This is a genomic window from Nocardioides terrigena, assembly GCF_003047265.1.
Lineage (GTDB): Bacteria > Actinomycetota > Actinomycetes > Propionibacteriales > Nocardioidaceae > Nocardioides > Nocardioides terrigena.
In genome coordinates, this window is the sequence record NZ_PZYY01000007.1 from 207,740 (window position 1) to 230,281 (window position 22,542).

Consider the following 22,542-nt stretch of genomic DNA (forward strand, 5'->3'; position numbering starts at 1 on the left):
TGGCAGCGTCCTGTCGGCGATGAAGGAGTGACCGGGTGCCCGAGGTCGATCTGCTCATCATCGGAGCCGGTCCCACCGGGCTCTACGCCGCCTACTACGCGGGCTTCCGCGGCCTCAGCGTCGGCGTCGTCGACTCGCTGCCGGAGCTCGGCGGCCAGATCACGGCGATGTACCCGGAGAAGGCGATCCTCGACGTCGCCGGCTTCCCGACCATCAAGGGCCGCGACCTCGTCGAGGGGCTGGTGGCCCAGGCCGCCACGGCGGACCCGCACTACTTCCTCGACCGCACCGCGCTGACCCTCGCGCACGGCGACGGTCACGTGCTCGTCGGCCTCGACGACGGCACCGAGATCACCGCCGGAGCAGTGCTCGTGACGGCCGGGATCGGCAAGTTCAGTCCCCGCCCGCTGCCCGCGGCAGACGGCTGGGTCGGCCGCGGCGTCGAGTTCTTCGTGCCGTCGTTCGCGCCGTACGCCGGCAAGGACGTCGTGATCGTCGGCGGCGGCGACAGCGCCTTCGACTGGGCCCAGCACCTCGAGCCGGTGGCCGCCTCGGTCACCCTCGTGCACCGCCGCGACGCGTTCCGCGCCCACGAGCGGACCGTGAAGTCCGTGCGCGACTCCAGCGTCGAGATCATCACGCGGGCCCAGGTCACGGCGCTGCGGGGCAGCGACGCCGACGGCGGGGGACACGTCGCCGAGGTCGAGATCACCGTGGACGGCCAGGAGGCGCTGGTCCGTCCGGCCCAGGCGGTGGTCGCCGCCCTCGGCTTCGTCGCCGACCTGGGTGCCTTGCAGACCTGGGGCCTGGAGACCGACAAGCGGCACGTGGTGGTCGACAGCGCGATGCGCACCAACGTCGAGCGGGTCTTCGCCGCGGGCGACATCACCGAGTACCCCGGCAAGGTCCGCCTCATCGCCGTCGGCTTCGGGGAGGCCGCCACGGCGGTCAACAACGCGGCCGTCGCCATCGACCCGTCGGCGCACGTCTTCCCCGGTCACTCCAGCGAGGCCTGAGTGCCCGAGCGCGTCGCCGTCGTCGGGGCCGGGATCGTCGGGCTGTCCACGGCCTGGTTCCTCCAGGAGCACGGCGTCGACGTCACGGTGCACGACCGTGAGCACGTCGCGGCGGGCTCCTCCTGGGGCAATGCCGGGTGGCTCACCCCGGCCATGACGGCACCGATGCCGGAGCCGGCCGTGCTCCGCTACGGGATCCGGGCGGTGGTCAGTCCCGCCTCGCCGGTCTACGTCCCGCTGCGGCCCGACCCGCACCTGCTGCGCTTCCTGGCCGGTTTCGTCCGGCACAGCACGGCACGCCGCTGGGGGACCGGGCTGCGCGCCTACGCGCCGATCAACCGGGGCTCCCTGGCGGCGTACGACGAGCTGGCCGCGGGCGGCGTCGACGCCCCGACACACCCTGCGGACCCGTTCCTCGCCTGCTTCCGCACACCGTCCGAGCACGCATCGCTCGTCCACGAGCTCGAGCAGATCCGGGCCTCCGGCCAGGACGTGCGGTACGACGTCCTGAGCGGCCCCGAGGCCCGCGCCGCGGAGCCGGCCCTGTCCACCGAGATCGGTGCCGCGGTGCGGCTCCACGACCAGCGCTACATCAACCCGCCGGCGTTCCTCGCGGCCCTCGCGGACGCCGTCCGGGCCCGGGGCGGCCGCATCGTCGAGGGCAGCACCGTGACCGGGGTCCAGGACGAGGCGGGCGGTGTGGTCGTGAGCAGCGGGTCGAGGGCCGGTGAGCGGTACGACGCCGTCGTGCTCGCGAACGGCGCCTGGCTGGGTGGCCTGTCCCGCCGGTTCGGGGTCCGGCAGCCCGTCCAGGCGGGTCGTGGCTACTCCTTCAGCGTCACCGGTGACCGGGTGCCGCGCGCGCCGGTCTACTTCCCGGCCCAGCGGGTGGCGTGCACGCCCATGGCCACGCGCGGGGGTGGACGGCTCCGGGTGGCCGGGATGATGGAGCTCCGCGCCCCCGATGCCCCACTCGACCCCAGGCGCATCGACGCGATCGTCGAGGCCCTGCGTCCGCTGGTGCGGGGCGTGGACCTCGACGACCGGCGCGAGGAGTGGGTCGGCTCCCGCCCCTGCACCGCCGACGGTCTGCCGCTCGTCGGTGCGACCAGGTCGCCGCGGGTGTTCGTCGCGGGCGGTCACGCGATGGCGGGGATCCTGCTCGGCCCGGTGACCGGCAAGCTCCTCGCGCACGGCATCGTGACCGGCACCACCCCACCCGAGCTGGTGCCGTTCGACCCGCTGCGCTAGCGCAGGATGAGTCGGACCGCGCGCTCCATGTGGGCGGAGGTCTCCTCGGCGCTGCTGCGGCCGGTGACCCAGGCCATCAGCGCCGCGAGCCACACGTCGGCGATCACGCGGGCGATCGCGGCGTCCTCCTCGGTGGGCCCGGCACCGCCGGACCCGGGATCCACGGCCTCCGGCTCCATCGCCCGGGTCAGCATCCGGATCAGCAGCAGGCCCACGCCGTTGATCTCCTGCCGGGCCGACCGGTCGGCGAACATGAACGCCCGGGTGAGGGCCTCGGTGAGGTGCTGGTCGTCCTGGAGACCCCGCGTCAGTGACCGCAGCAGGTGGATGACCCGGTCGGCCCGGGTGTCGCCCGGCACGGGGTTGCTCGACATCGCGGTGTCGGCGCGCTCGAACTCGCGGGCGAGCGCGGTCACCAGCAGGTGGATCTTGGAGGGGAAGTAGCGGTAGAGGGTCCCGAGCGCGACGTCCGCCTGCTCGGCCACCGCGCGCATCTGGACGGCGTCGAAGCCACCCTGGCTGGCCAGCGCGATCGTGGTGTCGAGGATGCGCGTCCGGCGCTCTCGCTGGACGGGCGATGCTGGGTCGTCGTTGGCCACGTGCGCCATGATAGGAACACGTTCCACTTCGAGAAAGGTCGCAGCACGTGCGCATCGCCATGCTGTCCTACCGCAGCAAGCCCCACTGTGGCGGCCAGGGGATCTACGTCCGGCACCTCAGCCGCGAGCTGGCCCGGCTCGGCCACGAGGTCGAGGTGTTCTCGGGCCAGCCCTACCCCGACCTCGACGAGGGCGTGCGGTTGACCAAGGTCCCCAGCCTCGACCTCTACCGCGAGCCCGACCCGTTCCGTACGCCGCGCCCCGGCGAGATCCGCGACCTCATCGACGTCGAGGAGGTCCTGACCATGTGGACCGCCGGCTTCCCCGAGCCCAAGACGTTCTCCCGCCGCGTCGCCCGGGTGCTCCGCGAGCGCCTCGACGACTTCGACGTCGCGCACGACAACCAGGTCCTCGGCTACGGGATGCTCGAGATCGAGAAGATGGGGCTGCCGCTGCTGACCACCATCCACCACCCGATCAGCTTCGACCGTCGCATCGACATCGCCGCCGCCCCCACGCTGCGCAAGAAGCTCAGCCTCCGCCGCTGGTACGGCTTCCTGCGGATGCAGGCCAAGGTCGCCCGGCAGGCCCGCACGATCCTCACCCCGTCCGACACGTCCGCGCGCGACATCGCCCGGGACTTCGGCGTCGAGCCCGAGCGGATGCGCACGGTGCTCCTGGGGGTCGACGACGTCTTCGTGCCGCCGTCCGTGCCGCGGGTCCCCGGCCGCATCCTGGCCATGGCCAGCGCCGATGCCCCGATGAAGGGCATCGCCACCCTCCTCGAGGCCTTCGCCAAGCTGCGGACCGAGCGCGACGTGTCCCTCGTGCTCGTCACCCGCCCCGAGCCGGGTGGACGCACCGAGCAGCTCGTCGACCGGCTTGGGATCGCCGACGCGGTCACCTTCGTCAACGGGGTCAGCGACGCCGAGCTCGTCCAGGTGATGGGCTCGGCCGAGGTGGCCTGCGTCCCGTCGCTCTACGAGGGCTTCTCCCTGCCCACTGCCGAGCTGATGGCCTGTGAGACCCCGTTGGTGGCGTCCCGGGCCGGGGCCATCCCCGAGGTCGTCGGCGAGGACGGTGACTGCGCCGTGCTCGTCGAGCCCGGTGACGTGGGCGAGCTCGAGCTGGCCCTGGCCGCCCTGCTCGACGACCCCGAGCGACGCGAGCGGATGGGCCGCGCCGGCCGCCGCCGCGTGCAGGAGCTCTTCAGCTGGCGCGCCGTCGCCGAGGCCACCGCCGCGGCGTACGAGGACACCATCGCCAGCTACCGTGCCGGCCGCGAGGCCGCGTCGGCACGCACCACCCGATCCACCCAGGAGGACATCCGTGCTGACCGTTGACTTCGACCGACTCGGGCTCCGCCCTGGTGAGCGCGTGCTCGACATGGGCTGTGGCGCCGGTCGCCACGCCTTCGAGATGTACAAGCGCGGCGCCGACGTCATCGCCTTCGACCAGGACGCCGACGAGCTCGCCACCGTGCGCGAGTGGTTCGCCGCGATGCGTGATGCGGGAGAGGTACCGGCCGGTGCCGAGGCCGACGTCAAGGAGGGCGACGCGCTGTCGCTGCCCTTCGCCGACGGCGAGTTCGACCGGGTCGTCGCCGCCGAGGTGCTCGAGCACATCCCGGCCGACATCCAGGCCATCCACGAGCTGGTGCGGGTGCTGCGCCCGGGCGGGACGCTGGCCGTCTCCGTGCCGCGGTGGTTCCCCGAGATCGTCAACTGGAAGCTGTCCGACGACTACCACAACGTCGAGGGCGGCCACATCCGGATCTACACCGACAAGGAGCTCGTCGACAAGGTCACCAAGGCCGGCACCGTCTTCGAGGGCAAGGACTACGCCCACGGCCTGCACACGCCGTACTGGTGGATCAAGTGCGCGGTCGGCGTCCGCAACGACGACCACCCGCTCGCCAAGGTCTACCACCGGCTCTTGGTCTGGGAGATCATGAAGAACCCCAAGGCCCTTCAGGTCGCGGGCAAGGTGCTCGACCCGGTCATCGGCAAGAGCATGGTGCTCTACTTCCGCAAGCCCGATGCAGCCTGAGCCCCACCTCCCGGCCGTGACGGCCGTCGACGACGTCCTCACCCCGGCGCAGGTCGCGCAGACGGCCGCGTCCATTGCGGCCATGCAGGAGCCGGACGGGGCGATCCCGTGGACGGTGGGGGAGCACACCGACGTCTGGAACCACGTCGAGGCGGCGATGGCGCTCGTCGTCGGCGGCCAGGTCGAGGCGGCCGAGCGGGCCTACGCCTGGGCGGCCCGCACCCAGCGGTCCGACGGCTCGTGGCCGATGAAGCTGGTGGCCGGCGAGGTCGAGGACCACAGCGGCGAGACCAACATGTCGGCGTACCTCGCCGTCGGGGTCTGGCACCACTGGCTGGTCCGGCACGACGAGGACTTCGTGCGCCGGATGTGGCCGGTCGTGCGCCGCGGCCTCGACTGGGTCGTCGGCATGCAGCTGCCGTTCGGCGGGATCGCCTGGTCCCGGGAGTGGCGCGACGGGGTCCCCGGGACGGTCAACGCCGACGCCCTGCTCGCCGGGTCGTCCAGCATCTACCAGAGCCTGCGGGCCGGGGTGGCGCTCGCCGACCTCCTCGACGAGCCGCAGCCGGAGTGGGAGCTGGCCGGCGGCCGCCTCGGCCACGCGCTGCGCACCCACCGCGACCTGTTCCTCGACAAGTCCGAGTTCTCCATGGACTGGTACTACCCGGTGCTCGGCGGCGCGGTCCGCGGCGACGCCGGCCGGGCCCTGATCGACGAGCGCTGGGACACCTTCGTGGAGCCGGGCCTCGGCATCCGCTGCGTCTCGCGCAACCCGTGGGTCACCGGGGCCGAGACGTGCGAGCTGGTGATGGCCCTCGACGCTCTCGGAGACAGGCCCCGGGCGTTGCGGCTGCTCGCCGACATGCAGCACCTCCGGCTGGAGGACGGGAGCTACTGGACCGGCTACGTCTTCCCCGACGACGTGAACTGGCCGGTCGAGCACACCACCTACACCGCGGCCGCGGTCGTGCTGGCGGTCGATGCGCTGTCGCAGGCGAGCCCGGGCTCCGACATCATGCGTGGCACCTCACTGGCGCCGGACTTCGACGAGCTCGCCCTCGAGTGCGGCTGCGCGTCAGCGGACCGGGTCGCCGGCGTCTCCTGACGTCCGGCGCAGCACCCGCACCGAGCCCAGCGCCTCGACCTCGGTGAAGTCGCCGCTCTCCAGCGCGCGCAGGAAGACGTGGTACGGCGGCCGCCCGCCGTCGGCCGGGTCGGGGAAGACGTCGTGGATGACCAGCAGCCCGCCGGTCATCAGCCACGGCGCCCAGCCGGTGTAGTCGTTCTGCGCGTGCTCCTCGGCGTGCCCGCCGTCGATGAAGAGCATCGACAGGGGAGTGCGCCACAGCGCGCTCACCGTCGTCGACCGACCCACGACCGGGACGACGACGTCCTCGAGGCCGGCCCGCTCGATGGTCCGGCGGAAGACGGGGAGCGTGTCCATGAGGCCGGACTCCTCGTCGACCAGGCTGGTGTCGTGGTGCTCCCAGCCGGCCTGGTTCTCCTCGGAGCCGCGGTGGTGGTCCACCGTGACGACCACGCCGCCCACCGCACGGGCCGCCGCCCCCAGGTAGATCGCCGACTTGCCGCAGTAGGTGCCGATCTCCAGCACGGGTCCGTGGGGCAGGCGCTCGCGGGCGACCCGGTGCAGGAGCAGGCCCTCCTCGTCCGGCATGAAGCCCCTCGCGGCCCGCGCGTGGGCCAGCAGGTCGGCGGGCATCCCGGCAGGCGTCTGTGAGGAGTCGGCGGGCGCGTCCGGTGGGGTGGTCACGCCGCGAGACACTAGTGGCATGAGCCATCCCGTCTCGCTGCCCCCACCCGTCGAGCCCGGTGCGCGGGTCGCGGTCGTCTCGCCCTCGTGGTGCGCGCCCGCGCACTTCCCGGCCGTGCACGAGCAGGCGATGGAGCGGCTCCGCGACCTGGACCTGGAGCCCGTCGAGTACCCGACCACCCGCCGGCAGGGGTCGCCGCAGGAGCGTGCCGAGGACCTGATGGCCGCCTTCGAGGACCCCACGGTCGGGGCCGTGATGGCGACCATCGGTGGCGACGACCAGGTCACCGTGCTCCGGCACCTCGACGCCGCGCGGATGACCGCGGCCCCGAAGCGCTTCCTCGGCTACAGCGACAACACCCACCTGGCCAACTGGCTGTGGGACCACGGGATCGGGTCCGTGTACGGCGGCTCGACCCAGGTGCACCTCGGGCCCGGACCGGCCGTGGACCCGATGCACCTGGCGTCCCTGCGCGCCGCCCTCTTCGGCGGGACGGTCGAGGTCGAGGCGGTGCCCCGCACGTATGACGTCGGCCTGCGCTGGGACACCCCCGAGGCGTTGACCGAGAGCGCGCCTGACGCACCGGCCGAGCCCTGGACCTGGGCCGGTCCCGCGGCCCGGGTGACCGGGCGGACCTGGGGCGGCTGCCTGGAGTCGGTGGCCGAGACGATGCAGGTCGGGCGCTGGATGATGCCGGGGGAGTCGTACGCCGGGTCGGTGCTGCTGCTCGAGCCGTCAGAGGAGCGGCCGGATCCCGAGGCATGCTTCCGCGTCCTGCGGGTCCTGGGGGAGCGCGGCATCCTCGGAGTCGCCGCCGCCCTGCTGTGGGGTCGGCCGCCCGTGGGGGACCACGAGCGCACACCCACGCCGGAGCGGGCCTCGGCGCGACGTGCCGACTACCGCAAGGCCGTCCTGCGGGCGGCGTCGGACTACGCCCCGGGGCTCGTTGTCGCGATGGATGTCGACTTCGGGCACACCTCCCCGCAGGTGGTGCTGCCGTACGGCGGCGAGGTCACAGTGGACGGCCAGCAGCACAGGATCAGCGCCGACTTCGGCTGACCTGTCACACCCGGGCGGGCGGGATCGTCAACCACCTGACGCACCAGCCAGCACCGGGAAGACCCGGTCGGACCCAGGAGGACCCATGACCGTCAGCTCCATCGTGATCCCCGTGAAGGACGTCGCTGCGGCGACCGCCTTCTACCGCACCGTCTTCGGTGCGGAGCCGCACACCGACACGCCCTACTACGTCGGCTTCAACCTCGACGGGCTGGAGATCGGCCTCAACCCCAACGGACACGCGACCGGCATGGTCGGGGCGACTGCCTACCACGCGACCGATGACGTCGAGGCGGCCGTCGCCACCCTGGTGGACGCCGGCGCCACCGTGGTCTCCCCGGCCACCGCGGTCGGGGGTGCCACCGTGGTCGCGATCGTGGCGGACGCCGACGGCAACCACGTGGGCCTCATCCAGTCCTGATCAGGCCCGGGCGGCCGTGCCCGGCTCGTCGCCGGGCGCGGCGCCGGCGTCGACCTCGCGGCCCTGGCGCCAGGAGTTCCAGTGCCAGTTGAGGTAGCGCTCGATCGCGCGCACCACGTGCGCGGAGCGGATCGAGGGGAAGGTGTCGAAGGCGTGCTGCGCGCCCGGCAGCTCGGCGTACACCACCGAGCTGTTCGACACCTCCCGCAGCCGGTCGACGAAGGCGCGGGCCTGGCCCACGTCGACCAGGGTGTCGCTGGCCCCGTGGATGACGAAGAAGTCGGGCTCGTCGCCGTCGACGCGCAGGATCGGGGAGGCGGCCTCGAACTTCTCGGGCTCGCGCTTCCACGTCGTCCGCAGCACCCGCGGGGCGAGGAAGGTGTCGCGCATCCCGACCGCGCTGCGCAGGCCGGTCGACCCGGCGAAGTCGTAGACGCCGTAGTGCGGGACGGCTGCCTGCACGGTGGTGTCCACCTCCTCGAAGCCGGGCTGCCACTCGGCCTCGTTGGGGGTCACCGCGGCCAGGGCGCACAGGTGGCCACCGGCCGATCCACCGGTGATGACGATGTAGTCGGGGTCGCCGCCGTACTCCGCGATGTGCTCCTTGATCCACGCTATCGCGCGCTTCACGTCGACGATGTGGTCGGGGAAGACGGCCCGGGGTGAGAGGCGGTAGTTGATGGCCACGCAGACCCAGCCGCGGGCGGCCATGTGCTGCATGAGCGGGATCGCCTGCCGGTCCTTGCGGCCGGTCATCCAGGCCCCGCCGTGGACCTGCAGGAGCACCGGGGCACCGCTGAGGTCACCCTCGGCGGGACGGTAGATGTCGAGCATCCCCCGACGTCCGTACGTCGAGTAGGCGATGTCGCGCTCCACGTGCACCCGCCGCTCGCGCATCCACAGGGGGTTGAGGAGCTGGCGCCACGGCGTGGCCAGGTCGGCGGGCGTCGGCGGCGCGTCCAGCTGCTCGACGTACTCCACGCCGAGTCCTTCGACGAGCGCGTCCTCGACGTGGTGGCGGGCACGCTGGCTCTGTCGGACCAGGTGGGCGAGGCCGAGCGCGCTGCCCGCCGCGAGGGCGAGGCCGAGCCGGCTGCGGGGACCGCGGCGCAGGGGGGACAGGTGCAGCGCCGTGTCGGCGGCCGTGAGGGCGAGCACCTGCGGTGCCAGCTCGCCGTACATCCAGCCCGCCGCGAAGGCGGGGATCCCGGCACGCTGGCCGGTCAGGGGACGCAGGGCGTTGGCGGTGAGGGCGGCGATCACGGCCTGACGGCGGAGGAAGCTCACGTACCGATGGTATCCGAGCGACCTAGAACCTGTTCTCATCGTGGGACGTCCCTCTTGAGGTACATCCGCGTCACCCTCTGTCCTTGGCCCGGGCCGATGGCTAGCGTGCGAAGTTGCACACGTGCTGCTTCTCGGGCGCTCGCGACCACCGTCGACCCCGGGAGAGAACGTGAAGAACATCAGGAAGAGCAGGACCCGCATCGCCGCCGTCACCACGGCGGCCGTGCTGGCCGGAGCGGCCGCACTGGCCGGCACGGCCCAGGCCGCCGTCACCACGGACACCGCGGCCCTGCGGCAGGCCGTCACCGTCGGCGGGGTGATGGAGCACCTCGAGGCGTTCCAAGCCATCGCCGACGCCAACTTCGACACCCGGCAGGCCGGCACGCCCGGCCACGACGCCTCGGTGGACTACATCGAGGATCTCCTCGACGACGCCGGCTACACCACCACCCGCCAGCCGTTCAGCTACGAGCGGGTCGACTTCACCGGCTCGTCGATGGCACGGACCGCCCCGGCGCCCGAGACCTACACCCTGGGCGTCGACTACTTCCCGATGGACTTCTCGGGTGGCGGTTCGGTCATCGCGCGACCGGTCACCGCGGTCGACATCAACCTGGGCGGCGACCGGGCCTCAACGAGCGGCTGCGAGGCGGACGATTTTGCGACCTTCCCGGCCGGCAACATCGCGCTCCTCCAGCGCGGCACGTGTGCCTTCGCCGTCAAGGCCGACAACGCCATCGCCGCCGGCGCCAGCGCGGTCATCGTCTTCAACCAGGGCAACGTGGTGCCGGGCGACGACCGGCTCTCCCTTTTCGGCGGCACGCTCGACCCGCCGGTCCGGACGGTTCCGGTCGTGAGCGCGTCGTTCGACCAGGGTGCGGAGTGGGCAACCACCATGGGCCTCGAGCTGTCCATCACGCTCCAGATCACCATCGAGCAGGTCACCACCGAGAACCTGCTGGCCGACACCCCGACCGGGCGGACCGACCGCACGGTCGTCGTCGGCGGGCACCTGGACTCGGTCGGTGAGGGCCCGGGCATCAACGACAACGGCTCCGGCACCGCCGCGATCCTCGAGACGGCGCTGCAGATGGCCGAGCTCGAGATCACGCCGGAGAACAGGGTGCGCTTCGCCTTCTGGAGCGGTGAGGAGGACGGCCTGCTGGGGTCCGACTTCTACGTCTCCCAGCTGACCAAGCGCGAGATCAAGGGCACCGCCGTCAACCTCAACTTCGACATGGTCGGCTCGCCCAACGCCGTCAACTTCGTGTACGACGGCGACGGCGACGCGCTGGGTGTCTCCGGACCGAACGGGTCGGGCCTCGTCGAGGACGTCTTCACCGACTTCTTCACCTCGCAGGGCAGCGCCAGCGAGCCGACGGACTTCGACGGACGCAGCGACTATTTCGCGTTCATCAACGCCGGGATTCCCGCCGGCGGGCTCTTCACCGGGGCCGAGGGCATCAAGTCGGCGGAGCAGGCGGAGATCTTCGGCGGGACGGCCGGAGAGGCGTACGACCCCTGCTACCACCAGTTCTGCGACAACATCGACAACCTCGACGCGGACACCCTGGACATCATGTCCGACGCCATCGCCCACGCGACCCTGACCTTCGCCGAGACGACCTCGGCGGTCAACGGGACCGCCAAGGGCAACGGGACGGGCAAGATCGTCTGGCAGTTCAAGGGCAACCACGCCCTGCGCTGACCGGGCCGCGGTGTCGTCAGGCCGACAGGGCGCTGACGACACCGCGGGCCGTCGCGTCCGGCTCTTGCCGGTCCGCCGTGTCGACCACCAGCACGGGGACCGGCCACGGCGTCCAGCTCTCCCGCAGGCCCACCACCCGCTCCCAGGGCACCTCCCGGATCTCCTGGTCGCGTGCGGCGAGGCGCTCCCGGTGGAGCGCCTCGTCGCTGCACTCCACCTGCACGACCCTGACCTCGTACGCCGCCAGCCCGAGGGGCTGGGCGGGATCGATGCCGGCGTCGTGGAGGCCGCGCTCCACCGTGTCCACCGAGACGACCGCGCAGCCGAGCTCGCGCGCGACCGCGGCGGCGAGCCGGCTCTTGCCACTGCCCGGGAGCCCGGACATCACGACGAGCGTCATGCGCCCAGGTGGGTGGAGAGGAACGACAGCACAGCGTCGACGGCCTCCTGCCGCCGGTGCGCCGTGACGGTCGAGTGGCCCTTGCCCTCGAGCTCGACGCGGATGAACGCGTCGCCCAGCTCTCGGGTGAGGGTGTCGAAGCGAGTGCCGACGGCCGGGTCGGAGCGGTAGCGGATCCCCAGCACCTGCTGCCCGGCCGCGCACCGCCCCTTGACCACGTCGAGGTCGCCGGGGGAGAGGTTGACGTCGGCCGCGCGCCGGCGGCCGACGGCGAACGGCGCGCTGGGCTGGCAGAGCACCGGCGCGGCCACGGCCGGGTCGACCGCCATCGCGAGGGCGAAGCCGCCGGTGAAGCACATCCCGAGGGCACCGACGCCGGGCCCGCCGAGCTCGCCGTGCAGCTCGCGGGCCAGCGAGCGCAACCAGCCGGCGACCGGCGTGGTCTCGCCGGTGCGGAGCGTGGTGAACTCGCGGCTCACGCACACCCGGCCCAGGGAGGACGCCACGGTCCGCGCCGTCATCGGCGCACCGTCGGTGCCGAAGAGGCTCGGCATCACCACGGTGAAGCCCGCGGCCACCACCTCCTCGGCGAAGGTCGCCACCTCGGGGGTGATCCCGGGGATCTCGTGGATGACGACGACCGCCGGTCCCGTCCCCTTCCTGTACGTCGCGTGCGTGACGCCGTCGTGGGTGTGCGAGCCGCGGGCCCAGCCGTCCGGAAAGGTCATGCGCGCCAGTCTGGCCCACCGGTCCACCGGGACCGGGTCCACCACGCGAGGGCCCCGGCCACCGCCAGCCCGAGGCCGATCGCGCCGACCTGGCCGAGCAGGTCCGCCACCCGCTGGTAGGAGTGGCCGGCCGCGTAGCCGAGCAGCGCCACGCCGCCCGCCCACACGACGCCGCCCACCACGTCGTACACGAGGAAGGTGCGCCAGCCGACACCGCTCATCCCGGCCACCGGGGGAGTCATGGCCCGCAGCAGGGCCGTCATCCGGCCGGCCAGGATGGCGAGCCCACCCCGCCGCCGGACGAAGCCGCTGAGTCGCTCGACGCGCGCCTCGTGGCGCACCATCGTGCGCCGCCGGCGCAGCCACGGCCCGAACCGGCGCCCCACCCAGAAACCGATCGCGTCCCCGACCACGGCGGCGGCGACGACGAGGGGCACCAGGACCAGCAGGTCGAGGCGGCCGATCGAGGCCAGCATCCCGCCCAGCAGGACGCTGGCCTCGCCGGGCAGCACGAAGCCGATGAAGAGCGCCGACTCGGCCAGCACCAGCAGCGCGATCGCGGCGTACACCCAGTGCACGCCCACGCCGAGGAGGAGGTCGCTCAGGTCCAGGAGGTCGGGCACCGGACCATGCTCGGTCCGGCGGGTGAACGCAGTGCGAACCCGCCGCGACGCGGGTCAGTCCTCCTCGAGGACGCCCTCGCTGCGCGCCTTCTCGACGATGGCCCGCACCTGGGCCGTGCTGCCGCAGCCCTCGTCGAGGAGGGCGTTGCGGCGCTCGGCGAACGCGGTGCCCAGATCTGCTCGCACCTGCTCACCGACCTCCTCGCGTGCGGGGTTGAGGATGGAGAGCTCCTCCTCGGTGAGGTGGTGGTTGATGACCTTGGCCAGCTCCTCCACCGCGTCGTCGAAGGCCTGGGTGTCGGTGCCGGAGAGCTCGAGGACCGCGAGGAGTGCCTCGTTGCCCTCGGCGTGCTCCTCGTGCCCGTGCTCCTCCTCGTGCTCGCCGATCGCGTCCTTGCGCCGCAGCTTGGGGTAGACGAGCTCCTCCTCGGCGAGGGCGTGCGCGACGTGCAGCTCGGAGAACGCGCGGCGAGCGGCGTCGCGGTCCGCGGTGGCGTCGCGCATGGTGCGCATCAGCTCCTCGAAGCGTCGGTGGTCCTCGAGGATCAGCTCGACGACGTCGCCCTGCACGGGCCGGCCCAGATCGATGGCAGTCATGGGTCCATCCCACCGCACCGACCGCCCTCGGTGCACCCCCCGCCCGGGTGGCCGGGGTGTGGGGAGGGTCTCGCCGCACTCCCTGGTCGCGTGCGCGAGACTGGCGGGATGGACCGCGACCACGACTTCGAGTGGCGACCCGGCGAGACGCTCGAGGTCGACGGTGAGGCCGCGCGCACCGAGGCCAGCTGGTTCCGCGAGGTGCTGGGCCGCTATGCCTCCGGTGTCACCGTGGTGACGACCATGACGGGGACGACCCCGGGGGAGTCGCCGATCGGGATGACCTGCCAGTCGTTCACCAGCGTCTCCCTCGACCCGCCGCTGGTCGCCTTCCTCCCGACGCGACAGTCGCGGGCCTACGCCGCGATCCGACGGTCGGGCACCTTCTGCGTCAACCTGCTCGCCGCCGACCAGGCGGACGTCTCGGACCGGATGGCCGGCCCCTCGGACGACAAGTTCGCGGGCCTCGCGTGGCACCCGGCGCCAGGCACCGGCGCGCCGATCCTGGACGGGATCGTGGGCTACGTCGACTGCACGGTGGAGGCGATCCACGAGGCCGGTGACCACGTCATCGTCGTGGGACGGGTCGTCGACCTCGCCACGGGGGAGGACGCGAAGCCCCTCGTGTATCACCGCGGCGACTACACGACGACGGACTGACACAGATTTCACCCTCGGGGTCGTAGCCCGAACGAGTCATGCCCCCTAGGTTGATCGGACCAGTGCCATCACCCGAAGGGATCACCACTCCATGCGTCCCACTCTCGTCCGCTCGGCCGCCGTCGCCGGCGTCCTCGCTCTCTCCCCCCTCACCTTTGCGGCCACCCCCGTGTTCGCCTCCGTCGCCTCCGACGGCGTCGTCGCCTGCGAGGACGACTCCTCCGCCGCCCGCGTCAAGAAGGGCCACCCGCTCGCGAAGGAGCCGGCCCTCTACGCGGCGAAGGACGCCAAGAAGTACGGCGTCATCAAGGACGTGGCCAACCTGCCGCTCGGTTCGACGACGATCGACACCGTCTTCCACGTCATCACCGGCTCGGACGCGACCGACGACGACCGCGCGCGTCTCGGCACCCTGGTCGAGGACCAGATGGACGTCCTCAACGACTCCTTCGCCGGCACGACGGCCCCCGATGCAGCGGACACCGCGTTCCGCTTCGACCTGACCGACGTCAACTACGTCACGAACGACCGGTGGGTCAACGTCTCCCCGGGCAAGTCGGAGTACGAGATGAAGAAGGCGCTGCGCGTCGGCGACTCCGAGACGCTCAACGTCTACACCGCCGACATCGGCGGCGGGCTCCTCGGCTGGGCCTACTTCCCCAAGGGCTACAACAACGGCCAGGACTACAAGGACGGCGTGGTCATCCTCGACGAGTCGATGCCCGGCGGCGACGCCGCGCCGTACAACTTCGGCGACACGCTCACCCACGAGGTCGGCCACTGGATGATGCTCGAGCACACCTTCGCCGGGGCCTGCTCGGCCAGCGGTGACGGCGTGGCCGACACCCCGCGCGAGGCCGTCCCGCAGTTCGGCTGCCCCACGGGCGCCGACACCTGCACCGCACCGGGCCTCGACCCGATCCACAACTTCATGGACTACACCGACGACACCTGCATGAACATGTTCACGCCGGGCCAGGCCAACCGGATGAGCGACGCCTGGGTCGCCTTCCGCGCCGGCGGCAACGGCTGACACCTGCCTCACTGATGCAATCGCGCGGCGTCGACCGGTCCTCCGGTCGGCGCCGCGTGTGCGTTGTCTGGAAGGATCGCGGCCCATGATGGCGTTCCCCCGGCACGGATTCGTGCTGCTCGCCATGCCCAAGTGCGCCTCGACGTCGCTCGAGGCCGCGCTCGCGCCGTACGCCGAGCTCGTCATCGACCGGCCGCCCGGTCTCAAGCACCTCGGTGCCTCCGGCTACGGCCGTCGCATCGCCCCGCGCCTGGCCGCCGACGGCCACGACCGCGACTCCTACGAGCTGGTCACGATGTTCCGCGACCCGGTCCGCTGGCTGGAGTCGTGGTGGCGCTACCGCGCCCGACCCGAGTCGGCGCGCCACAAGCCCGGGGCCGACAGCTCGGAGATGTCGTTCGACGAGTACGCCCGCCGCTACGTGGACGGCGATCCTGACGCGCCGACCCCGCGCGGGCGGCCCGGTCAGTTCCTCACCGTCGACGACGTGGTCGAGGTCGACCGGGTGCTCGCCGTCGAGCGTCCCGAGGCCTGGCAGGCGTGGTTCCGCTCGCGCCTCGGCGAGGACGTGGCGTTCGAGCGGCGCAACGTCTCGCCACCGGCCGACCCGGAGCTGGCCGACTCCACCCGAGAGGCTCTTGTCGGGTTCTTCGCCCCCGAGTACGACGTGTGGGCGCGGCTTCAGGGGACCGGTCAGTGGGCGGGCGCTCGCGGCACCCGGCTCGTCGTACCGCCCCGGGGCCGGTAGCAGCCCGTCCCCGGCGCTCACCGTGCCGGCGCCCACCCGGCAGTCGCGGTGGTGGCATCCTGACCGCATGCAGCCCGTCCATGTGTGGATCCGGTCCGAGTCCCGCGACACCGAGCGGCGGGCCCCCGTCGTACCGGCCGACGTCCCGATGTTGCTCGACGCCGGCTTCGAGGTGACCGTCGAGGAATCGCGCCAACGCGTCTTCACCGACGACGAGTACGCCGCGGCCGGGGCGACCGTGGTGGGCGAGGGCACCTGGGCCGAGGCACCCGAGGACGCCTACGTGCTCGGGATCAAGGAGCTTCCCGACGAGCCGGAGTCGCTGCGCCACCGGCACATCTACTTCGCCCACGCGTTCAAGGGCCAGGAGGACGCACGCCGCACCCTCGAGCGGTTCCGACGTGGCGGAGGGCGGCTGCTCGACATCGAGTACCTCACTGGCGAGGACGGCCGGCGCGTGGTCGCGTTCGGCTACTGGGCGGGTTACGTGGGCGCCGCCCTGGGCGTGCTGCAGGTGGCGGGCTCCCTGACGGCCCCGCTGGCGCCGATGGCCAAGGACGAGCTCGACGCCGAGCTGGAGCGGGCCGGGAAGGCCGGGGCCGACGAGCTGCTGGCGCTGGTGACGGGCGCGCGCGGGCGATCCGGTCGCGGTGCCCAGCAGGCGCTGACGACAGCGGGGATGCCGATGACCCTGTGGGATCGGGAGGAGACCCGGGACCTGCACAAGCAGGCACTCCTCGGCCATGACCTGCTGGTGAACTGCGTCGTCACACACACCCCGACGACCCCGTTCGTGGAGCAGGCGGACCTCGGCCGTGAGCGGCGACTGCGGGTGCTCGCGGACGTGACGTGCGACGTCACCGGCCCGACGAACATGCTCCCGGTCAACACGAGCATCACCACGTGGGAGGAACCGGTGCGTCGGTTGGACGGCGGCAACCGCGACCCGGACACGTCGTCGACGGCGATGGAGGTCATCGCCATCGACAACCTGCCCTCCCTGCTCCCGCGCGAGGCCAGCGAGGGCTTCAGCGCCGACCTCGCCCCGCACCTGCTCGGGCTGGCGGGTGACGGTGGACCGTCTGCGCCATGGCGGGCGGCCGGCGACGCCTTCGACGAGGCGAGCGCGGCGCTCACGACGCCGTAGGTCGACGGGCCGACGTCCGTGGCGGCGACGTCGGGGGGATCGACGGTGCAGCGACAGCTGCCCCCCGCGGCCTCGGGGGGCAGGAGTGTCACCACCGTGAGAGGTGTCAACGGTGACTCGGCTTGTCCTTCGGGCGACGCCAGCTACCGGAACTGCCGATGAGCGGACGCCGCCAACTGCAGATCACCCAGGACCGAGGAGTTGCCTCGGCCTATTCAGTGCCGCTGGTTGGCCAGCACGGCTGCAACCACCGTCGCCGGTCAGCACCCGGACGCGCCCCGTGCCGAGTGCATGCTTTCCGCCTCGGCCGTCGCTACCCTCACTACAGTCTCACCGTGACAACGCGGGGGACCATCCGAGCAGCTCAGGGCCTGCTCGCGCTGCTGACCGTCATCGCCCTCGTTGCTTGCGGCGACGAAGGCAACGGAGTGGCGGACGACGGAAGGCAGACCGGTAAGTCAGACGTGAGCACTGAGCTCTTCGACGGAGTGGTCGAGACCGACTACGGCCAGCTCGACCTGTACTGGTCGCCGGACTACCTCGGCTACGACGGCACCGACGACCGCTACTTCGCCGGCCAGGTCAACGGCCTTGTCGGCGCCGGCGACCCCGGTGGCGTTTACGTCACCCTGGCGCGTCGCAGCGGCGGTTCGTCAGTGCGCATCGTTCTCCATGACATCGAGCCGCAGCTCACCGAGGAGTGGGAAGACGTCGTCGAGGTGTCCACCGTCGTGCCCGAAGATGCACAGCCTGGCTGGGGCACCTGGGCCCAGGAGAGCGGTGGTCAACTGGCGATCCCGCCGGGCGCTTACCGGATCCGGGTGAGCGCACGCGGGCGCGACGCAGGGCGAGGAGACGGCGAGTTCGCCGACAACGTGGTCGACTTCTATCTGCTGGATCTCTGGCCGGCACCAGCCGCGGAGGATCTGATCGTTCGCGCCGGCAGCAAGGACGCGCGGTACTGGCACCGCCAGCGCGGCGGACCGCGAAGCGACTGATCGCCTGGCCAGATCGCGTCGGATGTCGAAGTCGGATAGCAACGCAGAGCGCGCGAAGGAGACCGGAACGAGCAACGTGCGGGACTGCCGAACGCTGCATCCGCTCATGCCGATGAGCGAACGCACGTCGGTTGCGTCTATACGGTTGGAGACATGACCTCTTCTGGTGAGGGAACGGGCGCCCGTGACGCCGGGACCACGGAGAGCGGCTCATCTCTGTGGGAACTAAGCGCTCATCGGGACAAGGCTGTCCGTGCAGCCGCTGCTCGGAATCCATCGACCCCAACCGACCTTCTGAAAATGTTGGCCGCGGACAAGCACCACCTCGTCCGTTTTGCGGTGGCGGAGAACCCCAACCCGCGCGCCTGGGCGGTGGCACTGGGGGCGGCTGACTCAGATGTTCGCGTCATCCTCGCCCAGCGTGGTGACCTTGATGGCGAGACTCTGGAACGGCTGATCATCGCGCCCGAGCGCGAGGTGCGTGTGTCCGTAGTCGAAAGCACTGACCGCGCAGACGTAGTGAGGCGGCTCGCCCGGGACCCCGACGTCCACGTTCGGGCCGCCGCGGCGACCCGCCCCGAGTTGCTCAGCGACGCTGACCTGGAGCTGCTGGCCGCCGACCGGATCGCCCAGGTGAGAGCCGTAGCCGTACAGAGTCGGCGATTGAGCCCTCGCACGGTCACCCGCCTCGCAGCCGATCGTTCGGGCAACGTTCGCTATTTCACCCTGCACGCACACCCAGAACGCCTCGACCTTGCAAAGATCATGCAAGAGGACAAGGAGACCGACATCGCCGAACTAGCCCGACGCAGGTTGCCTCCGGCGCTGCGCGACGGACCACGCACCTAACGCACCCTGATTGGTCGTGCTCAGGTACCGCTAGTCAACGTCCGGACATGCCGCGACGAGTGCGCTCATGCCGATGTGCGGTCAGAGCTCGAGACCTTGGCGACCTTCCTGCCTACAAGCAATGGTCCCGGCCCCTTGTACACCTGCATCTTCCCCAGACAGTGGCCTCGACACATCGAGGCAGTCAGTCGTACGCTCGAACGGAGGCCGAAGAGGAGCACCTCATGAAGCGCACGATCGCCTGCCGGCTAGGTATCCATAGGTGGGTCGTGCGCCGAGATCCGGGCATCAAGCCATACGCCGCATGCAAGCGTTGCCAGAAGGCGAAACTCCTCGACCTCAGCCCCGAGGGAATGGCAAGCGGGCCAGGGGGAAAGCAAGGATTCTTTCTGTAGCGCTGCTGTCCTCGGCATCATGGCGCTGCTTCAGGCGACATCCAGACGGGCTGAGCGAGCCTTTCAGGATCGTCCGCATCTGCCGAGATTCGTACGCATCTATCGGCCGCCGGTGAAGTGTCTGACGGACGTCCTGTCCTGTTGTGGGCGAGGACTGCGTTCACGTCCTTCTGTCCTGACCTGTGTCGGTGTGGACAGTTCTGTCTCGGGTTCGTCCGGACACTCGGCCGCCGACGCTGCCTGAGGTGCTGGAGATGGCGCCCCGGCGGGCGCTCCGTCCTTGGGTGGCGTGGCTCTGGCGAGTCGTGTCGTACCTCGCCGTAGCCGTGGTCGCGGCACTGATCGGATGGCACGCACGATCCGACCTTGTACAACCGGCCACGCCTCAGTCGAAGCTCGATGTGGCGGAGAGCGGGGTCGTCGTGACGCTGACTGGCGATCTACGTGCGCAGATGACTGTGGCCAACTACGGGGACATTGGCTATCAACTCTCATTTCTGACAGTCGACGGGGACCGCCAGAAGGCTGAGGCGACGACCGTTGGGCCCGGCGGCGCCTTCTTCGATCGCCACGACTAGCGCGGTCTCGTGTCCGGACATGGCGCAATGAGTTAGCGGCCCGCCGGTGAGCGGATGCCAGTTGTCGACGAGCATCAACGTTGTCGCCGCGAAGGAATCACCAGACGTCGAGCTACAGCACGATCACCAAGGCAAGCGTTCCGAGGATGACGGCAAAGGTGAGGAGCACCGCTCCGTTTGCCACCTGCGCATTCGCGCCCTTGGCGATCTGACCCCAGCCGACCACCAGCAACACGAGGAAGGCGACACTTACAAGTAGGGCAACGAGCGCAACGTTCATGGCGGGACCTTAGGGGCGTCGTCTCTACCAGGGGCCGGAGGGTCCTACCGCGGTCACCTTCCAACGTCCGGATCTGGAGCGGTCCGTCTCTATCCGCCGCCCATGCCGCCACCACCGCCAGTCCACTTGTCGGTCCTGTCCGTGCGTCCGGACAGCGCAAGGAGAATGATGATCGCGAGGATGCTGCCGCCGACAATGATCCAGGTCCACATGAGCGGCCTCCGATGGGTGGATCGCTCAATTCTGCTCTCATCCCGCCCGCAGTCAATGAGCCTCAGCCAGCGGCCTCCATGTTCTTCGTGATCACGTCGAGGGTCTTCTGCAGCTCCTGAGTGGGACTGAACTCGATGATCTCGGTACCGGCGTAGAGCACTGGGGTGTGACCCGGGGGGACGTAGTAGGCATCACCGGTCTCGAACGTCTCCTCGCCGGAGGGGGTCTTGAACGTCACCTTGCCAGTCGAGACGTATCCCCAGTGGGCTGCCTGACATCGGTCGTCCGGCAAGCCCTTGAAGAACTCTGCGAGGTCGGCGTCTGCGGTGTACTTCTCGAAGGCCACCGTGTAGCCCCCTTCCAGCTTCTCCATGTGGCCCTCATAGCCCTCCACCTCGATGACTTCCGAGGCGCTGATCTTCGATGTCTTGGGCATGTTCCTTCCCTTTCGGCGATGGTGTGAGAAAGCGGAACCCCCGCGATCCATTCACCTCCCCCATTGCCTGGGTCGCAAGAGCCGTTCGGGCTAGCAAGGAGGGGTCGCCGCCCCTGTGTGTCGATGGAGACAGCGGTGACGCCTGTGCGACGTACGTGCGTGTCGACCAATCCCCGGTCCGACTCTGAGACATGACGTGTCACCGATGTCCTGATGCAGAACCGTCACCGATGTCTTGAGTCACGACACTTCCCTTCCGCGCCGGCTCGGCGTACAATCGAACACATGTTCGATGAACGACGAGTTCGCTCAGGCGAACGGCCCCTCTCGGGCCGGCACGCGGTGCTGGGCGCGTCGGGCATCGAGGAGTGGGCAACAGCCCTGTCCGGCGCGCTCGAGGCCGGGAGCGGCCTCGACGACGGTGGGCGCGTCGACGCGCTGCGGGCCCTGGAGCGGCTCGACTGCGTCATCACCGCCGCGCAGGCGCACCTCGCGCGCGAGCTCGACGAATCACAGCGGGCTGTGCAGGCCGAGGCGGGCGTCCGCCCGTCGCGGCAGGTGGCGGGAGTGGCGCAGCAGGTGGCGCTGGCGCGGCGGGAGTCGCCGCACCGCGGGCGGCAGCACCTCGGGCTCGCGAAGGTCGTGGCCCGCGAGCTTCCACACACCTGGTCAGCCTGGCGGGCGGGTCGCATCACCGAGTGGAAGGCCACCATCGTGGCGCGCGAGACCGCATGCCTCTCGCTGGCCGACCGGCTGGCGGTCGACGAGGTCGTGGCCCGGGATGCGACAGCACTGGAGACGATGGGTGATCGTGAGCTGGCGTCCGCGTGCTTGGCGCAGGCCGCCCGGCTCGACGCCGCCGCGCTGGTGGCCCGGCGACGCCGGGCGGAGGGGGAGCGCCGGGTCACCCTGCGGCCCGCTCCGGACACGATGACCTACCTGACCGCCCTGCTACCGGTCAAGGACGGTGTCGCCGCGCTCGCGGCGCTCACCCGGGCCGCCGACTCGGCGCGAGCCGTCGGCGACGAGCGCAGCCGCGGCCAGGTGATGGCCGACGCCCTCGTCGCCCGGGTGTGCGGGAGCGCGGACACGGCCGCGACACCCACCTCGGGGGACATGGCGGCCCCGGTCTCGCTGGGCCTCGTCATGACGGACGCGGCCCTCTTCGGCGGAGCCGACGACGAGGCCCACCTCGAGGGCTTCGGCCCGATCCCTGCCGAGCTGGCGCGCGAGATCGTGTCCGGCGCTTGCGCACGCGACGAGGAGGTGTGGCTGCGCCGGCTCTACGCCAGTCCCACGAGCGGTGAGCTGGTCGCGATGGACGGTCGGGGACGCCGCTTCCGCGGGAGCCTCGCCCGCTTCGTCCGGCTGCGCGACCGGATCTGTCGGACGCCGTGGTGTGACGCACCTATCCGGCACGTCGACCACGTGCGACGCCATGCCGACGACGGCCCGACCCGCGGGCGGAATGCCCAAGGGCTGTGCGAGGCCTGCAACTACGCCAAGGACGCACCCGGCTGGCTCGCAAGACCCGGCCCGGGCGGCGGTGTCGAGACCATGACACCCTCCGGCCGGACCGTCTCCTCACGGCCACCGCCGGTGGCCAGGATCATCCGCGGGCGCCAGCTCCCGGCACTCACGATCGACTACGTCCTCGCAGGCTGAAAGCCTGAGCGCGCAACACATGGTGCCGCC

At 71.2% G+C, this 22,542-nt stretch carries 26 protein-coding genes; 16 read left to right on the forward strand and 10 right to left on the reverse strand.

The window, feature by feature from the left end; all coding sequences use genetic code 11:
* Positions 1-35: 35 nt before the first annotated feature.
* Entirely contained in the window at positions 36-1,016 is a 981-nt protein-coding gene (locus tag DAE25_RS16645) for an NAD(P)/FAD-dependent oxidoreductase (protein ID WP_107767263.1), read from the forward strand.
* On the forward strand, positions 1,017-2,267 hold the full coding sequence (locus tag DAE25_RS16650) for an NAD(P)/FAD-dependent oxidoreductase (protein ID WP_107767264.1): 1,251 nt from the start codon (positions 1,017-1,019) through the stop codon (positions 2,265-2,267).
* Here the strand turns inward: DAE25_RS16650 and DAE25_RS16655 are convergent.
* Entirely contained in the window at positions 2,264-2,866 is a 603-nt protein-coding gene (locus DAE25_RS16655) for a TetR family transcriptional regulator (RefSeq protein WP_234411103.1), read from the reverse strand. The genes DAE25_RS16650 and DAE25_RS16655 overlap by 4 nt on opposite strands.
* Positions 2,867-2,913: 47 nt before the next feature.
* Here DAE25_RS16655 and DAE25_RS16660 point away from each other — a divergent pair, with 47 nt between their 5' ends.
* The 3 genes from DAE25_RS16660 to DAE25_RS16670 are packed head-to-tail and all read left to right on the forward strand — an operon-like array spanning position 2,914 to position 6,020.
* Positions 2,914-4,209, forward strand: coding sequence for a glycosyltransferase family 4 protein (locus DAE25_RS16660; RefSeq protein ID WP_107767266.1), 1,296 nt, complete (start codon positions 2,914-2,916; stop codon positions 4,207-4,209).
* The gene (locus DAE25_RS16665; RefSeq protein WP_107767267.1) at positions 4,196-4,915 is read left to right on the forward strand and encodes a class I SAM-dependent methyltransferase; all 720 of its coding nucleotides are present in this window, start codon (positions 4,196-4,198) and stop codon (positions 4,913-4,915) included. Before DAE25_RS16660 ends, DAE25_RS16665 begins: the two co-directional genes overlap by 14 nt.
* The gene (locus DAE25_RS16670; protein WP_107767268.1) at positions 4,905-6,020 is read left to right on the forward strand and encodes a glucosidase family protein; all 1,116 of its coding nucleotides are present in this window, start codon (positions 4,905-4,907) and stop codon (positions 6,018-6,020) included. The genes DAE25_RS16665 and DAE25_RS16670 overlap by 11 nt, the downstream gene beginning before the upstream one ends.
* Here DAE25_RS16670 and DAE25_RS16675 read toward each other — a convergent pair.
* Complete coding sequence (locus DAE25_RS16675) at positions 5,991-6,686, reverse strand: class I SAM-dependent methyltransferase (protein WP_234411104.1); 696 nt, start codon at positions 6,684-6,686, stop codon at positions 5,991-5,993. The two genes, DAE25_RS16670 and DAE25_RS16675, sit on opposite strands and share 30 nt — an antisense overlap.
* A gap of 19 nt (positions 6,687-6,705) precedes the next feature.
* On the opposite strand from DAE25_RS16675, the gene DAE25_RS16680 reads away from it, so the two are divergent.
* Together DAE25_RS16680 and DAE25_RS16685 are read left to right on the forward strand one after the other, a co-directional pair.
* The gene (locus DAE25_RS16680; protein WP_107767270.1) at positions 6,706-7,746 is read left to right on the forward strand and encodes a S66 family peptidase; all 1,041 of its coding nucleotides are present in this window, start codon (positions 6,706-6,708) and stop codon (positions 7,744-7,746) included.
* Positions 7,747-7,831: 85 nt separating this feature from the next.
* Entirely contained in the window at positions 7,832-8,167 is a 336-nt protein-coding gene (locus DAE25_RS16685; RefSeq protein WP_107767271.1) for a VOC family protein, read from the forward strand.
* Here the strand turns inward: DAE25_RS16685 and DAE25_RS16690 are convergent, their stop codons facing one another.
* Positions 8,168-9,454 carry an alpha/beta hydrolase gene (locus DAE25_RS16690; RefSeq protein WP_199907643.1) on the reverse strand — a complete coding sequence of 429 codons (1,287 nt, stop codon included), beginning with the start codon at positions 9,452-9,454 and terminating at the stop codon, positions 8,168-8,170.
* A gap of 169 nt (positions 9,455-9,623) precedes the next feature.
* On the opposite strand from DAE25_RS16690, the gene DAE25_RS16695 reads away from it, so the two are divergent.
* Positions 9,624-11,162, forward strand: coding sequence for a M28 family peptidase (locus DAE25_RS16695; protein ID WP_234411105.1), 1,539 nt, complete (start codon positions 9,624-9,626; stop codon positions 11,160-11,162).
* Positions 11,163-11,178: 16 nt separating this feature from the next.
* On the opposite strand, the gene DAE25_RS16700 is transcribed toward DAE25_RS16695, so the two are convergent.
* The 4 genes from DAE25_RS16700 to DAE25_RS16715 are packed head-to-tail and all read right to left on the reverse strand — an operon-like array spanning position 11,179 to position 13,510.
* Entirely contained in the window at positions 11,179-11,562 is a 384-nt protein-coding gene (locus DAE25_RS16700) for an AAA family ATPase (protein WP_107767273.1), read from the reverse strand.
* Complete coding sequence (locus tag DAE25_RS16705) at positions 11,559-12,290, reverse strand: dienelactone hydrolase family protein (protein WP_107767432.1); 732 nt, start codon at positions 12,288-12,290, stop codon at positions 11,559-11,561. Before DAE25_RS16705 ends, DAE25_RS16700 begins: the two co-directional genes overlap by 4 nt.
* Positions 12,287-12,913, reverse strand: coding sequence for a DedA family protein (locus DAE25_RS16710; RefSeq protein WP_107767274.1), 627 nt, complete (start codon positions 12,911-12,913; stop codon positions 12,287-12,289). Before DAE25_RS16710 ends, DAE25_RS16705 begins: the two co-directional genes overlap by 4 nt.
* 54 nt (positions 12,914-12,967) lie before the next feature.
* Positions 12,968-13,510 carry a hemerythrin domain-containing protein gene (locus tag DAE25_RS16715; RefSeq protein ID WP_107767275.1) on the reverse strand — a complete coding sequence of 181 codons (543 nt, stop codon included), beginning with the start codon at positions 13,508-13,510 and terminating at the stop codon, positions 12,968-12,970.
* Positions 13,511-13,618: 108 nt separating this feature from the next.
* Here DAE25_RS16715 and DAE25_RS16720 point away from each other — a divergent pair, with 108 nt between their 5' ends.
* The 7 genes from DAE25_RS16720 to DAE25_RS16750 all read left to right on the forward strand — a co-directional run bounded on the left by DAE25_RS16720 (position 13,619) and on the right by DAE25_RS16750 (position 19,918).
* Positions 13,619-14,170, forward strand: coding sequence for a flavin reductase family protein (locus DAE25_RS16720; protein ID WP_107767276.1), 552 nt, complete (start codon positions 13,619-13,621; stop codon positions 14,168-14,170).
* A gap of 91 nt (positions 14,171-14,261) precedes the next feature.
* The gene (locus tag DAE25_RS16725) at positions 14,262-15,203 is read left to right on the forward strand and encodes a zinc metalloprotease (RefSeq protein ID WP_107767277.1); all 942 of its coding nucleotides are present in this window, start codon (positions 14,262-14,264) and stop codon (positions 15,201-15,203) included.
* A gap of 85 nt (positions 15,204-15,288) precedes the next feature.
* Positions 15,289-15,951: a sulfotransferase family protein gene (locus tag DAE25_RS16730; protein WP_107767278.1), complete on the forward strand. Its 663-nt coding sequence runs from the start codon at positions 15,289-15,291 to the stop codon at positions 15,949-15,951.
* A 67-nt stretch (positions 15,952-16,018) separates the two neighbouring features.
* A complete protein-coding gene (locus DAE25_RS16735; protein WP_107767279.1) occupies positions 16,019-17,098 on the forward strand; it encodes a saccharopine dehydrogenase in 1,080 nt (359 codons plus the stop codon).
* Positions 17,099-17,433: 335 nt separating this feature from the next.
* A complete protein-coding gene (locus tag DAE25_RS16740) occupies positions 17,434-18,096 on the forward strand; it encodes a hypothetical protein (protein WP_159083797.1) in 663 nt (220 codons plus the stop codon).
* A 153-nt stretch (positions 18,097-18,249) separates the two neighbouring features.
* Complete coding sequence (locus DAE25_RS16745; protein ID WP_107767281.1) at positions 18,250-18,945, forward strand: hypothetical protein; 696 nt, start codon at positions 18,250-18,252, stop codon at positions 18,943-18,945.
* Positions 18,946-19,585: 640 nt separating this feature from the next.
* Positions 19,586-19,918, forward strand: coding sequence for a hypothetical protein (locus DAE25_RS16750; protein ID WP_159083798.1), 333 nt, complete (start codon positions 19,586-19,588; stop codon positions 19,916-19,918).
* A 112-nt stretch (positions 19,919-20,030) separates the two neighbouring features.
* Here DAE25_RS16750 and DAE25_RS23260 read toward each other — a convergent pair whose 3' ends face one another.
* From DAE25_RS23260 to DAE25_RS16755, 3 genes are all read right to left on the reverse strand, one after another.
* On the reverse strand, positions 20,031-20,198 hold the full coding sequence (locus tag DAE25_RS23260; protein WP_159083799.1) for a hypothetical protein: 168 nt from the start codon (positions 20,196-20,198) through the stop codon (positions 20,031-20,033).
* 89 nt (positions 20,199-20,287) lie between these two features.
* A complete protein-coding gene (locus DAE25_RS24165; RefSeq protein WP_267895269.1) occupies positions 20,288-20,410 on the reverse strand; it encodes a hypothetical protein in 123 nt (40 codons plus the stop codon).
* A gap of 62 nt (positions 20,411-20,472) precedes the next feature.
* On the reverse strand, positions 20,473-20,847 hold the full coding sequence (locus tag DAE25_RS16755; RefSeq protein ID WP_107767283.1) for a cupin domain-containing protein: 375 nt from the start codon (positions 20,845-20,847) through the stop codon (positions 20,473-20,475).
* Between the two features lie 285 nt (positions 20,848-21,132).
* Here DAE25_RS16755 and DAE25_RS16760 point away from each other — a divergent pair, with 285 nt between their 5' ends.
* Positions 21,133-22,512 carry an HNH endonuclease signature motif containing protein gene (locus DAE25_RS16760; protein ID WP_159083800.1) on the forward strand — a complete coding sequence of 460 codons (1,380 nt, stop codon included), beginning with the start codon at positions 21,133-21,135 and terminating at the stop codon, positions 22,510-22,512.
* Positions 22,513-22,542 lie beyond the last annotated feature (30 nt).